We start from the raw sequence: 13,950 nt of genomic DNA on the forward strand, positions 1-13,950 counted from the left end.
GCCGCATTGGCGGTCCACGGTGACACCGGGCACTTCTTCGGGGTAGCCGGCGGCCAGCCAGGACAGCCGGGCGAGGTTGCCGGCCTGTCCGCCGATGGCGTCGACACAGCCGGCGATCACGTCATCGACGCCGGCGGGGTCGACGTCGACCCGGTCGAGCAGTCCGCGCCACGCGTGGGCGCCCAGGTCGATCGGATGCACCCCCGACAAGGCGCCCCCCCGCTTGCCCACCGCGGTACGAACAGCGTCTATGACGTACGCCTCCGGCATTGTCAGTCTCCTTCTTGCTGGATTCCGCCGAGAACGATGGCGAGGTACTGCCGGCCCACCTGTTGCGCGGTGAGGGGTCCGCCCGGCTGGTACCAGCGCACCGATACCCAGGTGGTGTCGCGGATGAACCGGTAGATCAGGTCGACGTCCAGGTCGGGCCGCAACGCTCCCTGTTCGATGCCCAGGTTGAGGGCATCGACCCACATCTGGCGTTGTTCCTTGTTGCGCTCTTCTAGGTAGGAGAAGCGGGGCAGCGACGACAGCCGCTGGGCCTCGTCCTGGTAGATGACGACCTGAGCGTGTCGATGCTCAATGGCCTCGAACGACACCATGAACAGGCCCTTGATCCGTTCCAGCGGGTCGGGCCGGGTTGCGACGATCTCGAGGTAGCGGCCGAACAGCCAGTCCAGGAATCCACGCAGCAGGTCGTCGACCATCTCCTCCTTGGAGGTGAAATGGTGATAGAGGCTGCCGGAGAGGATGCCCGCACCGTCGGCGATGTCGCGTACGGTGGTGGCGCGCAGGCCGCGTTCGGCGAACATGACCGCGGCGAGGTCCAATAGCTCTCCTCGGCGGCCGCCGCCGGCCTGGCCAGTCATCCGTTCCACCCGGCCAGATTATCAACCAAGCGCTTGCTTGGCGAATGGCTGTCGTACAACTTCGCGGTTCGCTTCACCGAAGTGGCACGAGCAGCCCGTCGCACGACACCCGGCGGCGTCGATCGCCCGGCCCGGCGGCAACGTACCGCCCACCCCACCAGCACTGCCGACAACCTCCGTCCCGTCGCGGTCAACCCGAGACGACGCCAGCCGTCGGGCACTGCGTGCATGCTGGTCCCCTTCGGTTGCATCGGCACAGCGGGTACCATTAGCGCCCGCCAGGATAAACGCAGGTCGCGGGTCAAAGTGTCCAGATGGGCTCAGGGCTCAGGGCTCAGGGCTCAGAGCTGAAAGAAGGACCATCATGAGTTTTGCCGGCCTACCACCGGAGATCAATTCGCTGCGGATGCGCCTCGGCGCCGGCTCGGCACCCATGCTGGCGGCTGCGGCGGCCTGGAACAACCTGGCTGAGGAGCTGGGCAGTGCGGCCAGCTCGTTCTCCTCGGTCACATCGAATCTGACCGGTCAGGCCTGGCAGGGCCCAGCCGCAGCCGCGATGGCCAACGCCGCCGCCCCGTATTCGGCGTTCCTGCAAGCCGCCTCCACCCGGGCACTCGGCGCCTCCGGTCAGGCCAACGCGGTGGCCAGCGCTTTCGAGACCGCCAAGGCAGCCATGATCAACCCCGAAGCGATCGCCGCAAACCGCAACGCGTTTGCTCAACTGGTGCGTTCGAACTTCCTGGGCCTCAACGCCCCTATGATCGCCGCCGCAGAAGGCATCTACGAAGAATTCTGGGCCGCCGATGTGGCCGCGATGTTCGGCTACTACGGCGGAGCCTCCACAGCTGCGACACAACTGTCTTCGTGGGAGCAGGCCCTGCAGGGGCTGCCGGTGATCGGCGCCTTGCTCGGCGGCGGCGTCGCGGGCACCGCCGAATCCGAGGCACCCGACTACGGAGCCGGCAACAAGGGCGGCGGCAACATCGGCGCCGGCAACACCACCGACGCCGAGGTACTGGTGGATCCCGACTTCGAGATCAACCCGGTTTTTTCCGACGTCACCATCGCCGGCACCGGTGCGGGCAACAACGGATTCGGCAACAACGGCAGCGGCAACACCGGCAGCGGCAACCGCGGTATCCAGAACCTCGGGAACGGCAACTTCGGCGCCTGGAACATCGGTGCGGGAAACATCGGCACCGGAAACATCGGATTCGGCAATTCCGGCATCTACGACCACTCCGATCTGCTCACCGCCACCCCCGGCCACAACAACATCGGCCTGGGCAACAGCGGTGATCTCAACCAGGGGATCGGCAACAGCGGCGTCAATAACCTGGGCCTCGGCAACACCGGCGTCAACAACATCGGCTTCGGGCTGACCGGGGAGAATCTGATCGGGTTCGGCGGCGCCTACTACGACACCGCGACCGGGCAGTTCCACTTCGACGGCAACACCGGCACCGGCAACCTGGGCCTGTTCAACTCCGGAACCGGCAACATCGGCTTCTTCAACTCCGGTGACGGCAACGTCGGCTTATTCAACTCCGGAACCAATTTTCTCGCCGACGATCTCGGCAAGCTGCAAACGTTCGGGATCGGCAACTCCGATACCGGCAACATCGGCTTCGGCAACGGCGGCGTGCGTAACGTCGGCTTCGGCAACGGCGGCATACTCAACACCGGCAACTTCAACGCAGGTGACGGCAATACCGGCGACGGGAACGGCGGCAAGGCCAACACCGGCAATTTCAACGCCGGCTTATACAACACTTTCGACGGGAACTCCGGGAACAGCAACACCGGCAGCTACAACTCCGGCGGGCTGAACACCGGCTCGTTCTTCAACATCGACGGGCCCCTGGAAAGCTCCGGCTACGGTAACGACGGCCCTCCGGGCATGTCCGGCTTCGGCAACATCGTCGGCCTCAACGGAAAGTCCGGGAACGATCCCGTCTCCGGCTTCTACAACAACTTCCCGGGTGGAAGTGCGCTGAACGGTGCAGGATCCGGCTGGTTCAATACCCCGGTGCCGGAGAGTTCAGATGCGCTTGGTATCTCCCCGCCAATTACCATCAGCGGGTTCACCACCGGGTATTTCAACACCAGCACGTTGACCTCCGGATATTTCAACTTCGCGGCGTGGCTGAGAGGCCTGACCGGGTAGGCGAAGGCGCTAGAGGCGGGGAGAAGCCGGCGATTGCCGGGTCACCCGGCCTACGGGTGCTGACTCGAAACCGAGATCACCTCTCCGGTCAGATAACTGGCGTAGTCGCTGGCCAAAAACGCGATGGTGGCCGCAACCTCCCAAGGCTCGGCCGCGCGCCCGAACGCCTGGTTCGAGGAAAGCCTGTCCAGCAGGTCAGCCGACGACGTCTTCTCCAGAAACTTGTGCCGGGCGATGCTGGGCGAGACCGCGTTGATCCGCACCCCGTACTCGGCGGCTTCGATTGCGCTGCAACGGGTCAACGCCATCACCCCGGCCTTGGCCGCGGCATAGTGCGACTGCGAATGCTGTGCCCGCCAGCCCAGCACGCTGGCGTTGTTGACGATCACGCCGCCGTGCGGTGCTTCGCGGAAGTACCGCAGTGCCGCCCTGGTTGCTCGAAACACCGAGGTGAGCGAGACATCGAGCACCCGATCCCATTCCTCGTCGGCCATGTCGGCCACCGGCGTCTGCCCGCCCAGCCCGGCGTTGTTGACCAGCACGTCGATGCGCCCGAACCGGGCTACCGCAGCCGAGACCAGCGCATCGACCTGGGTGGTCGATGTCACGTCGCACACAACGTGTTCCACGCGGCCCAGCCCCAAAGCCGCCAATTCCGTGGCCGTCTCGGTCAACCGGCGTTCGTGATGGTCGGAGATCAGTACGTCCGCGCCCTCGCTCAGCGCCCGTCGCGCCGTTGCCGAACCGATCCCGGTGCCCGCCGCCGCCGTCACCACAACCACTTTGCCGTCGAGAAGCCCGTGTCCGGCAATCTCTTTCGGTGTCTGCGACAAACTCACCCCTTCACCTCCCTGGGCAGGCCGAGCACCCGCTCGGCGATGATATTGCGCTGAATCTCGTTGGAGCCGCCGTAGATGGTGTCGGCACGGGTGAACAGGTACAGGCGCTGCCACTCGTCGAACTCGCCGTCGCTCAACACCAGTCCCGGCCTGCCGATCACGTCCATCGCCAATTCGCCCAAGCTACGATGCCAATTGGCCCACAACAACTTTGACACGTTGTCCTGGCCGGGCTGTTCGACGTCCATGGTTGCCAACGCGTAGGAACGCATGGCGCGCAGCCCGACCCACGAACGGGTGAGTCGCTCGCTGATGGATGGGTCGCCTGCCGCACCGGTGCGCTGGGCAAGTGCCGCCAGGTCGGAGAGCTCACGGGCATAAACGATCTGCTGCCCCAGGGTCGACACCCCGCGTTCGAAGGTCAGCGTTCCCATCGCCACGCGCCAGCCGTCACCCGGCTGTCCGACGACCAGGGCAGCGTCGGTGCGGGCGTCGTCGAAGAACACTTCGTTGAACTCCGCGGTGCCGGTGATCTGGACGATCGGCCTCACCTGGACGCCCGGCTGGTCCAGCGGCACCAGCAGATACGACAGTCCCGCATGCCGTTTGGAGCCCTTGTCGGTGCGGGCGACCACGAAACACCATTGCGACAGGTGCGCCAGCGACGTCCACACCTTTTGTCCGTTGATCACCCACTGGTCGCCGTCGAGTTCGGCCGTGGTCGACACGTTGGCCAGATCGCTACCGGCGCCGGGCTCGGAATATCCCTGGCACCACAACTCGGTGACGTCACGAATGCGCGGCAGAAAGCGCTGCTGCTGTTCCGGAGTTCCGTAGGCGATCAGCGTCGGCCCGAGCAACTCCTCACCGAAATGGTTGACCTTGTCCGGCGCGTCGGCGCGGGCGTATTCCTCGTAGAACGCCACCCGGTGGGCGGTCGACAGGCCCCGGCCGCCGTTCTCCACGGGCCACCCCAGGCACGTGAGACCGGCGTCGGCGAGATGCCGGTTCCATGCCAGGCGTTCCTCGAAGGCTTCGTGCTCACGCCCCGGCCCGCCGAGGCCTTTGAGCTTGGCAAAGTCACCGACCAGGTTGTCGGCGAGCCAGGCGCGGACCTCCGCCCGGAATTCCTCGACGTCCTGCATACCCTGTAGGCTAACCTACCAAGCACTTGCTTTGTTCGCCCGGTGACGGGGCGCGGGCACTTCCGAGGAGCGTCGATGAACAGCGATCCCCGCACCGTCCCCGCGGCGCTGGATCGGCTTGCGCACACAATGCCTGACCACCCTGCACTCGTCACCGAGGACCGCAGCTTCACCGCCGCGGATCTGCGCGTCGAGGTGCACCGGGCAGCCGCCGCCCTGATCGCCCTGGGCGTAGAACCACACGACCCGGTGGCCGTCTGGTCGCCCAACAGCTGGCACTGGGTGATCGCCTGCCTGGCCATCCACCACGCGGGCGCGGCCGTGGTGCCGTTGAACACGCGTTACACCCCCGGGGAGGCTGCCGACATCCTGGGTCGCACCGATACCCCGGTGCTGTTTTCGGCGGGGCGATTCCTGGGCGCCGACCGGGTCGCGGATCTGGACCTGGCCGCCCTGCCGACCCTGCATCACATCGTGCGCATCGGCATCGACGAACCAGACGGAACCTGGGACGAGTTCATCGCCCGCGGCAACGATCCCGGCGCCGCGGAGACGGCCCGCCGCCGCGCCGCCGCCGTCAACCCCGACGACATCAGCGACATCCTGTTCACCTCCGGCACCACCGGCCGCAGCAAAGGCGTGCTGTGTGCACACCGGCAGTCCCTGGACGCCTCGGCATCCTGGGCTGCCAACGGCCGCATCACCAGCGAAGACCGCTACCTGTGCATCAACCCGTTCTTCCACAACTTCGGCTACAAGGCCGGCATACTGGCCTGCCTGCAGACCGGCGCCACGCTGTACCCGCACCTGACGTTCGATCCGCTACACGCCCTGCAAACCATCGAACAGCACCGGATCACCGTCCTGCCGGGGCCGCCGACGATTTACCAGACGCTGCTGGATCACCCGAACCGAGGCAACTACGACCTGAGCTCCCTGCGACTGGCGGTCACCGGTGCGGCGACGGTACCCGTGGTACTGGTCGAACGCATGCAGCGCGAATTGGACATCGATATTGTCCTGACCGCCTACGGCCTTACCGAGGCCAACGGCATGGGGACGGCGTGTCGCCCCGACGACGAGCCGGTGACCGTTGCCACCACCTGCGGGCGTCCGTTCGCGGGTTTCGAACTGCGTGTCGACGGCCCCGACGGCGAGCCGGGGGAGGTGCTGCTGCGCGGCCCCAACGTCATGCTCGGATATCTTGACGACCCGGCGGCCACCGCCGCGGCCATCGACGCCCAGGGCTGGTTGCACACCGGCGACATCGGCACCGTGGACACGGCCGGCAACCTGCGTATCACCGACCGACTCAAGGACATGTACATCTGCGGCGGCTTCAACGTCTACCCGGCCGAGGTGGAGCAGGTGCTGGCCCGGCTCGACGGGGTTGCCGACGCCGCGGTGATCGGAGTGCCCGACGACCGGCTCGGCGAAGTCGGCCGCGCGTTCATCGTCACCAACCCGGGTGCCGAGCTGGACGAAAAGTCGGTAATCGACTACGCCCGAGAACATCTGGCTAATTTCAAGACCCCCCGCTCTGTCCGGTTCGTCGACCGGCTACCCCGCAACGCCGGCGGTAAAGTGCTCAAACCACGACTGCGAGAGTTGATCTGAAGTGGACATCACCTACAACGACGAAACCCTGGCCTTCGCCGCAGAGGTGCGGGCTTTCCTCGACGCAAATCAAGACCGGATACCCACGAAATCCTATGACAACGCCGACGGTTTTGCCCAGCACCGTATTTGGGATCGCGTGCTTTTCGATGCCGGTCTTTCGGTGATCACCTGGCCAAAGAAGTATGGCGGCCGGGATGCGCCGCTGCTGCACTGGGTGGCCTACGAGGAAGAATATTTCCGTGCCGGCGCACCCGGCCGGGCCAGCGCCAACGGGACCTCCATGCTGGCCCCGACACTCTTCTCGCACGGCACACCCGAACAGCTTGACCGTATCCTGCCTAAAATGGCCAGCGGCGAGCAGATCTGGGCGCAGGCCTGGTCCGAGCCCGAAGCCGGCAGCGATCTGGCCTCACTGCGGTCCACCGCGACCCGGACCGACGGCGGCTGGCTGCTCAACGGACAGAAGATCTGGAGTTCGCGGGCCCCGTTCGCCGACATGGGCTTCGGATTGTTCCGTTCCGACCCCAGTGCCGAACGACACCACGGGTTGACCTACTTCATGTTCGACCTAAAGGCCGAGGGCATAACGGTTCGTCCCATCGTGCAGTTGGGCGGCGATACCGGATTCGGCGAGATCTTTCTCGACGACGTCTTCGTTGCCGACGCCGACGTCATCGGCGCGCCGAACGACGGCTGGCGCGCGGCAATGAGCACCTCCAGCAACGAGCGCGGCATGTCGCTGCGCAGCCCCGCCCGCTTCCTCGCGGCTGCCGAGCGACTGGTTCAGCTGTGGAAGGACGCGGGCTCCCCACCTGAGTTCGCCGAGCGCGTCGCAGACGGGTGGATCAAGGCGCAGGCCTACCGGCTGCAGACGTTCGGCACCGTCACCCGACTGGCCCGGGGCGGCGAGCTGGGTGCGGAATCGTCGGTGACCAAGGTCTTCTGGTCCGACCTCGACGTGGAACTGCATCAGACCGCACTCGATATCCGCGGCGCCGACGGCGAACTGGCCGGACCCTGGTCCGAAGGGCTGCTGTTCGCGCTCGGCGGCCCGATATACGCCGGCACCAATGAAATTCAGCGCAACATCATCTCCGAACGCCTATTGGGCCTGCCCCGGGACAAACGGTAATGGAGTTCACCCTCGACGAACAGCAGAAGGATTTCACCGCCAGTATCGACGCGGCGCTGGGTGCCGCCGACCTGCCCGGTGCGGTGCGGGCATGGTCCGTCGGCGATACCGCACCCGGTCTCGCAGTGTGGGAGAAGCTCGCCGACCTCGGAGTCACCGCACTGATGGTGCCGGAGAAGTTCGACGGTCTGGACGCCTCGCCGGTCGATCTGGTGGTGGCCTGCGAGCGGCTGGGCTACTGGTGTGTACCCGGGCCGGTGACCGAATCCATCGCTGTCGCACCGGTATTACTCGCTGATGACGATCGCGCCGCCCAGCTGGGCACGGGCGAATTGATAGCGACGGTCGCCCTGCCGCCCCACGTGCCCCGCGCCGTCGACGCCGACACCGCGGGCCTGGTGCTGTTGGCCGGACCCGACGGCGTCACCGAAGCCGTCGCCGATGGCCGCCACCAATCCGTCGACCCCGGGCGCCGGCTCTACGATGTGACGGCCACCGGTGACAGCTGGTGTGCCGACACCCATAGGGCGGCAAGATTGGGTGAACTGGCCACTGCCGCTCAACTTCTCGGGGCCGCCGCAGCCCTATTGGACGGCAGCGTCAACTACGCCAAACAACGCTCCCAGTTCGGCCGGGTGATCGGAAGCTACCAGGCGATCAAGCATAAGCTCGCCGATGTGCACATCGCGATCGAGCTGGCCCGCCCGCTGGTTTACGGCGCCGCGCTGACCTCGCAGGTTCGCGACGTGAGCGCGGCCAAAGTTGCCGCCGGGGAAGCGGGCTTGCTGGCCGCACGCACCGCGTTGCAAACTCACGGGGCGATCGGTTTCACTCAGGAGCACGACCTGTCGCTGTCGCTGCTTCGGGTGCAGGCGCTGCGCAGCGCCTGGGGCACCGCACAGGTACATAGGCAACGCGTACTGGAGGCGCTGTGATGACCGAGGAACGCACACTGCTGCGGGAAACCGTCGCTGCCCTGGTAGCCCGGCATGCGACACCCGCCGGCGTTCGTACCGCAATGGAATCCGAGCGCGGCTACGACGAGTCACTCTGGCGCTTGCTGTGTGAGCAGGTCGGCGCGGCCGCACTGCTGATCCCCGAGGAACTCGGGGGCGCCGGAGGTGAGTTGGCGGACGCCGCAACGGTGCTGCGCGAGTTGGGCAGGGCTCTGGTGCCCTCTCCACTGCTGGGCACCACACTTGCCGAAGTCGCGTTGCTGGCCGCACCCCGGCCCGACAGCGAGGCGCTGGCGGCAATGGCCGAGGGCAGCTCCATCGGGGCACTGGTGCTCGACCCGGACTACGTCGTCAACGGCGATATCGCCGATGTCATGGTCGCGGTCGCCGACGGACGCCTTGACAGGTGGATCCGATTCAGCGCGGAGCCGGTGGCGACAATGGACCCCACCCGCAGGCTGGCCCGGGTCCGGGCGCAAGCGACCGCACCGGTCGGGCCCGATCCGGGCCTGGCCGACACCGCGGCCATACTACTGGCGGCAGAGCAGATCGGAGCTGCCGAACGCTGTCTGGAGCTGACTGTCGAATACGCCAAGAACCGTGTGCAGTTCGGCCGTCCGATAGGTAGCTTCCAAGCCCTCAAACACCGGATGGCCGACGTGTACGTCACGATCGCCGCCGCGAAGGCGGTCGTCGATGAGGCGTGCGTGCAACCCACACCGGTCAACGCGGCCACCGCCCGGCTGGCGGCCATCCAGGCCCTCGACATCGCTGCCGCAGAGGGCATCCAAATGCACGGCGGTATCGCGATCACCTGGGAACACGATATGCACCTCTACTTCAAGCGGGCCCACGGCAGCGCCCACCTCCTCGAGTCGAGCCGAGACGTGTTGCGCCGGCTGGATTCCGAAGTCCTGCCTGCCTCGTGACCGTCAGCGTCGCCCTGCGTGCGGGCATTCCACCGTTCTACGTCATGGACGTCTGGCTGGCCGCCGCCGAACGCCAGCGTACCCACGGCGACCTGGTGAACCTGTCGGCCGGGCAGCCGAGCGTCGGCGCCCCGGAACCGGTACGCGCGGCAGCCGCGGAAGCGGTACAGCACAATCAGCTGGGCTACACAGTGGCCCTCGGTATTCCAGAGTTGCGCGCCGCGATTGCCGCGGACTACCGCCGCCGGCACGGCCTGGACGTCGAACCCGACGCGGTGGTGGTCACCACCGGCTCCTCGGGTGGCTTCCTCCTGGCGTTCCTGGCCTGCTTCGACGCCGGCGACCGGGTAGCCATGGCCTCCCCCGGCTATCCGTGCTACCGGAACATCCTGTCAGCGCTGGGATGCGAGGTGGTCGAGATTCCCTGCGGACCACAAACCCGTTTCCAGCCCACCGCGCAGATGCTTCGCGAACTGGACCCGCCGGTCGACGGCGTCATCATCGCCAGCCCCGCCAACCCCACCGGCACCGTCATACCACCCGAAGAACTGGCCGCCATCGCCACCTGGTGCGAGAAAACCGGCACCCGGCTGATCAGCGACGAGGTCTACCACGGATTGGTCTACGAGGGGGCGCCGTCGACCAGCTGCGCGTGGCAGACGTCGCGAAAAGCGGTGATAGTCAACAGCTTTTCCAAATACTACGCGATGACGGGCTGGCGGATCGGCTGGCTGGTGCTGCCCACCGAGCTGCGCCGGGCGGTCGACTGCCTTACCGGCAACTTCACCATCTGCCCGCCGGTGCTGTCCCAGATCGCCGCGGTGTCGGCGTTCACCCCGGAGGCTACGGCCGAGGCCGATGCGAACCTGACCAACTATGCCGCCAATCGCGCGTTGCTGCTCGACGGCCTGCGCAGCATCGGTATCGACCGGCTGGCGCCCACCGACGGCGCGTTCTACGTCTACGCCGACGTCTCGGATTACACCGGCGACTCGCCGGCGTTCTGCTCGGCGCTGCTGGCCGACACCGGCGTCGCCATCGCACCCGGGATCGACTTCGACCCGGAGCGGGGAAACTCCTACGTGCGGCTGTCGTTCGCCGGGCCCACCGGCGATATCGGTGCGGCTCTCAGCCGACTCGGTGCCTGGCTGCCGCCCAGAGCACCGGCAGCCAAAAAGCCGCCGAGCGGGTAGGCGGCAGCTAGGTACGCAGCGCGAAGAAGCCGATCATCTCGTAGCTGCCGCGCGGCATCCGGTAGAGGATCTTGCCCAGGTAGGTCCCCGGCACGACCTCGACCAGCTCGTCGCGGATGCTGCGGATGACAACGATGGGGTTCGCCTTGACATCGGCGTAGTCGATGACCATGACCTCGACGTCCGGGTCCGCCTTGCCGGCGTCCTTGTAGGTCTTGAAGTCGAAGGCGAGCTTGCCCTGGGGCGTTTCCTTCATCTTGTAGAACGGCCAGATCAGCTTCGACGGCACCTTGGAGTTGTCGGCCATCCGGTTGTCGCCGACCTTCGACTCCTTGTCGAACCGCTTGCCCTGCCACGGCATCCACAGTTTGGTGATGAACCGAACAGCATTGTCCACGACTGGTTTGGTCGTCGTCATGACCAGGATGCCGTCGGTCGGTCCGTGCAGGTCGCTGGGTGCGGACCCCTTGCGGAAGATCGCGTTCAGTTCAGCCTCGGCGGCCGCACTGTCGGTCTTGGCCTTCTCCTTGAGATCGACGATCCACTGCCACGCCTCTTCGGCGTCCTTGCGCTGCTGCAGGTCAGAGACGCGAGATTCCGTTGCTTCGATTGACACTTCATGTCCTTATCTGTTATCGGCGACCCTAACGCCCAGCACCCAACTCCTGGCGCCGGCGGGTCTGGTCGGTCATAGCCGTGGCCTTCTGCTCGGTCGCCAGATGGTAACGCCGAAGAAGGAAAATTGAAATAGCTCAGAGCCAAGTGTCCTGGGTGGTGGTGGTCAGAAACGTCTCAAGGTCGTCGCGCCACTGGGCGGGGGTGGTCTTGTCCGGTTCGATACCGGTGTACTCGCCTCGGTAGAACAGCAGTGGTCGCGGCTTGATCCTGGGCGCCTCCGACAGCGACCGGACCGCGCCGAACACGACGAAGTGGTCACCGCCGTCGTGCACCGAAGCCACCGTGCAGTCGATATACGCCAGCGACCCATCGATAATCGGCGAGCCCAGTGGCGAAGGTCGCCAGTCGATGCCGGCGAACTTGTCCGGTTCCCTGGAGCCGAAGCGGGCCGAGACGTCCTTCTGCTGCTCGGTCAGCATGTTCACGCAGAACCGCCCCGTCGACTCGATCGCCTTCCAGGATCGCGACACCTTGGTCGGGCAGAACAGCACCAGCGGAGGGTCCAGTGACAGTGCCGCGAACGACTGGCAGGCGAAGCCGACCGGTACGTCGTCTTCGACGGTGGTGATGATGGTGATCCCGGTGCAGAACTGGCCCAGCACGGTGCGGAAGGCACTCGGGTCGACCGGCACGGCGTTCATCGGCTCAGCGCATACCCACGGTGAAGTCGTGACCCCACAGACTGACCGCGGTGCTCTCCCGCGCGATCCAGGAGTCGTCGTCGACTTTCCTTCCCTCACACCCGAATTCAACATCGAACCCGCCCGGTGTCTTCATATAGAAGGAGAGCATGAGGTCGTTGACATGACGGCCCAGGGTCGCCGACATGGGTACCTTGCGCCGCAGGGCGCGATCCAGGCACAGACCCACGTCGTCGGCGTTCTGCACTTCGACCATCAGGTGCACGATCCCCGACGGCGTGGGCATCGGCAGGAAGGCCAGGCTGTGGTGGCGCGGGTTGCAGCCGAAGAAGCGCAGCCAGGCCGGTGCGGCGTCGGCCGGCCGGCCCACCACCTGGGGCGGTATCCGCATCGAGTCGCGCAACGTGAACCCGAGTACATCGCGGTAGAAGTGCAGCGCCTCGGCATCGTCGCGGGTCGTGAGCACCACGTGTCCCAGGCCCTGCCCGCCGGTGACGAACGTGTGGCCGTACGGGCTGACCACCCGGCGGTGTTCCAGCGCCACACCGTGGAAGACCGCCAGCGGATTGCCGGACGGGTCCTCGAATGCGATCATCTCGTCGACCCGCCGCTCGGCCAGTTCGGCGGCCGTCGCTTCCCGGTAGGGAATGCCCTCCGATTCCAGACGCCGGCGAACCTCCGCCAACCCCTCGGCGTTCGCACACTCCCAGCCGGCCTCCGCCAAGCGGTCCCGCTCACCGGGAACGATCACCAGCCGGGCCGGGAAGTCATCCATCCGCAGATACAGTGCGCCCTCGACGGTGCCCTTGCCTTCGACCATGCCCAGGACTTTCAGGCCGTACTCGCGCCAGGCGGCCATATCGGTGGCTTCGATGCGCAGGTAGCCCAGCGACCGGATGCTCATCGCACACCTCCCAGGAAGTCGATTGTCAGCGCGTTGAACTCGTCGAACTTCTCCACCTGAGCCCAATGCCCGCACTGTCCGAACACGTGCAGCTGGGCCCGCGGGATCGTCTTGAGTGCCACCAGCGCGCCGTCCAGCGGGTTGACTCTGTCCTCCCGGCCCCAGATCAGCAGGACCGGCTGACGCAGCCGGTATACCTCTCGCCACATCATGCCAAGCTCGAAGTCGGCACCGGCGAACGACATTCCCATCGCCCGGGTCGCCGTCAGCGACTCCGGTGTCCGGGCCAGTTCGAAACGCTGATCCACCAGTTCCGGGGTGATGAGCTTCTGGTCGTAGACCATGATCCGCAGGAACGCCTCCAGGTTCTCCCGGGTGGGCTCGACGGAGAACTTCCCCAACCGCTTGACACCTTCGGTCGGGTCGGGGGCGAAGAGATTGACACTCAATCCGCCCGGCCCCATCAGCACCAGCCGGCCGGCGAGCTCCGGATAGTCCAGCGCAAAACGCACCGCGGTACCACCGCCCAGCGAATTGCCCAGCAGCGGTACACGCTTCAATTCAAGTTGATCGAACAACCCCTTCAGCGCCCTGGCCGCGTAGCGGTTGAACTGGCCGTGTTCCGCGCGCTTGCCGGAGCTGCCGTAGCCGGGCTGATCGACGGCCAGAACGCGGAACTGCCGGGCCAATACGGCGATGTTGCGGGAGAAGTTCGTCCAGCTCGACGCGCCCGGGCCGCCGCCGTGCAGCAGCACCACCGTCCGATCGTTGCCGGCGCCGGCTTCGTGGTAATGCAGCGTCAGCGGACCGTCGACATCCACCTCGGCATAGCGCGACGTGGATTCGAACGTCAGCTCCTCACCGACAGCGGCCATCC

General features: G+C 66.2%; 13 protein-coding genes and 1 pseudogene. 6 read left to right on the top strand and 8 right to left on the bottom strand.

Translation table 11 applies throughout. The annotated features are described in order from the left end of the window. Together ACK5M9_RS07280 and kstR2 are read right to left on the bottom strand one after the other, a co-directional pair. Positions 1-270, bottom strand: a pseudogene (locus ACK5M9_RS07280) (acetyl-CoA C-acetyltransferase); the annotation flags it as partial. A gap of 2 nt (positions 271-272) precedes the next feature. Beyond that, positions 273-869, bottom strand: coding sequence for a TetR family transcriptional regulator KstR2 (gene kstR2 / locus ACK5M9_RS07285; protein ID WP_416892547.1), 597 nt, complete (start codon positions 867-869; stop codon positions 273-275). A 361-nt stretch (positions 870-1,230) separates the two neighbouring features. Here kstR2 and ACK5M9_RS07290 point away from each other — a divergent pair, with 361 nt between their 5' ends. Continuing rightward, a complete protein-coding gene (locus tag ACK5M9_RS07290; protein WP_416892548.1) occupies positions 1,231-3,036 on the top strand; it encodes a PPE domain-containing protein in 1,806 nt (601 codons plus the stop codon). A gap of 50 nt (positions 3,037-3,086) precedes the next feature. On the opposite strand, the gene ipdF is transcribed toward ACK5M9_RS07290, so the two are convergent. Together ipdF and ipdE1 are read right to left on the bottom strand one after the other, a co-directional pair. Continuing rightward, positions 3,087-3,875, bottom strand: coding sequence for a (5R,7aS)-5-hydroxy-7a-methyl-1-oxo-2,3,5,6,7,7a-hexahydro-1H-indene-carboxyl-CoA reductase (gene ipdF, locus ACK5M9_RS07295; protein ID WP_416892507.1), 789 nt, complete (start codon positions 3,873-3,875; stop codon positions 3,087-3,089). After that, on the bottom strand, positions 3,872-5,020 hold the full coding sequence (gene ipdE1, locus ACK5M9_RS07300; protein WP_416892508.1) for an acyl-CoA dehydrogenase IpdE1: 1,149 nt from the start codon (positions 5,018-5,020) through the stop codon (positions 3,872-3,874). The genes ipdF and ipdE1 overlap by 4 nt, the downstream gene beginning before the upstream one ends. Before the next feature lie 75 nt (positions 5,021-5,095). Between ipdE1 and fadD3 the strand changes: the two genes are divergently transcribed. From fadD3 to ACK5M9_RS07325, 5 genes are read left to right on the top strand one after another with little or no spacing between them, the layout of a single operon-like run. Continuing rightward, positions 5,096-6,637 carry a 3-((3aS,4S,7aS)-7a-methyl-1,5-dioxo-octahydro-1H-inden-4-yl)propanoate--CoA ligase FadD3 gene (gene fadD3 / locus ACK5M9_RS07305; protein ID WP_416892509.1) on the top strand — a complete coding sequence of 514 codons (1,542 nt, stop codon included), beginning with the start codon at positions 5,096-5,098 and terminating at the stop codon, positions 6,635-6,637. A 1-nt stretch (position 6,638) separates the two neighbouring features. Continuing rightward, a complete protein-coding gene (locus ACK5M9_RS07310) occupies positions 6,639-7,772 on the top strand; it encodes an acyl-CoA dehydrogenase family protein (protein WP_416892510.1) in 1,134 nt (377 codons plus the stop codon). Next, positions 7,772-8,707: an acyl-CoA dehydrogenase family protein gene (locus ACK5M9_RS07315; RefSeq protein WP_416892511.1), complete on the top strand. Its 936-nt coding sequence runs from the start codon at positions 7,772-7,774 to the stop codon at positions 8,705-8,707. Before ACK5M9_RS07310 ends, ACK5M9_RS07315 begins: the two co-directional genes overlap by 1 nt. Continuing rightward, positions 8,707-9,657, top strand: a complete 951-nt coding sequence (locus ACK5M9_RS07320) for an acyl-CoA dehydrogenase family protein (RefSeq protein WP_416892512.1) — start codon at positions 8,707-8,709, stop codon at positions 9,655-9,657. Before ACK5M9_RS07315 ends, ACK5M9_RS07320 begins: the two co-directional genes overlap by 1 nt. Continuing rightward, the gene (locus tag ACK5M9_RS07325) at positions 9,654-10,850 is read left to right on the top strand and encodes a pyridoxal phosphate-dependent aminotransferase (RefSeq protein WP_416892513.1); all 1,197 of its coding nucleotides are present in this window, start codon (positions 9,654-9,656) and stop codon (positions 10,848-10,850) included. Before ACK5M9_RS07320 ends, ACK5M9_RS07325 begins: the two co-directional genes overlap by 4 nt. A 7-nt stretch (positions 10,851-10,857) precedes the next feature. On the opposite strand, the gene ACK5M9_RS07330 is transcribed toward ACK5M9_RS07325, so the two are convergent. The 4 genes from ACK5M9_RS07330 to hsaD form a co-directional block, all read right to left on the bottom strand. Next, positions 10,858-11,466 carry a hypothetical protein gene (locus tag ACK5M9_RS07330; RefSeq protein WP_416892514.1) on the bottom strand — a complete coding sequence of 203 codons (609 nt, stop codon included), beginning with the start codon at positions 11,464-11,466 and terminating at the stop codon, positions 10,858-10,860. A gap of 136 nt (positions 11,467-11,602) precedes the next feature. Beyond that, positions 11,603-12,169 (bottom strand): 3-hydroxy-9,10-secoandrosta-1,3,5(10)-triene-9,17-dione monooxygenase reductase subunit, encoded by a 567-nt coding sequence (gene hsaB, locus ACK5M9_RS07335; RefSeq protein WP_416892515.1) that lies wholly within the window; start codon positions 12,167-12,169, stop codon positions 11,603-11,605. Positions 12,170-12,173: 4 nt separating this feature from the next. Next, positions 12,174-13,073 (bottom strand): iron-dependent extradiol dioxygenase HsaC, encoded by a 900-nt coding sequence (gene hsaC, locus ACK5M9_RS07340; RefSeq protein WP_416892516.1) that lies wholly within the window; start codon positions 13,071-13,073, stop codon positions 12,174-12,176. Beyond that, positions 13,070-13,948 carry a 4,5:9,10-diseco-3-hydroxy-5,9,17-trioxoandrosta-1(10),2-diene-4-oate hydrolase gene (hsaD, locus tag ACK5M9_RS07345; RefSeq protein WP_416892517.1) on the bottom strand — a complete coding sequence of 293 codons (879 nt, stop codon included), beginning with the start codon at positions 13,946-13,948 and terminating at the stop codon, positions 13,070-13,072. The genes hsaC and hsaD overlap by 4 nt, the downstream gene beginning before the upstream one ends. Positions 13,949-13,950: the final 2 nt, after the last annotated feature.

The sequence above is a fragment of the Mycobacterium sp. genome, from assembly GCF_047975165.1.
GTDB lineage: Bacteria > Actinomycetota > Actinomycetes > Mycobacteriales > Mycobacteriaceae > Mycobacterium.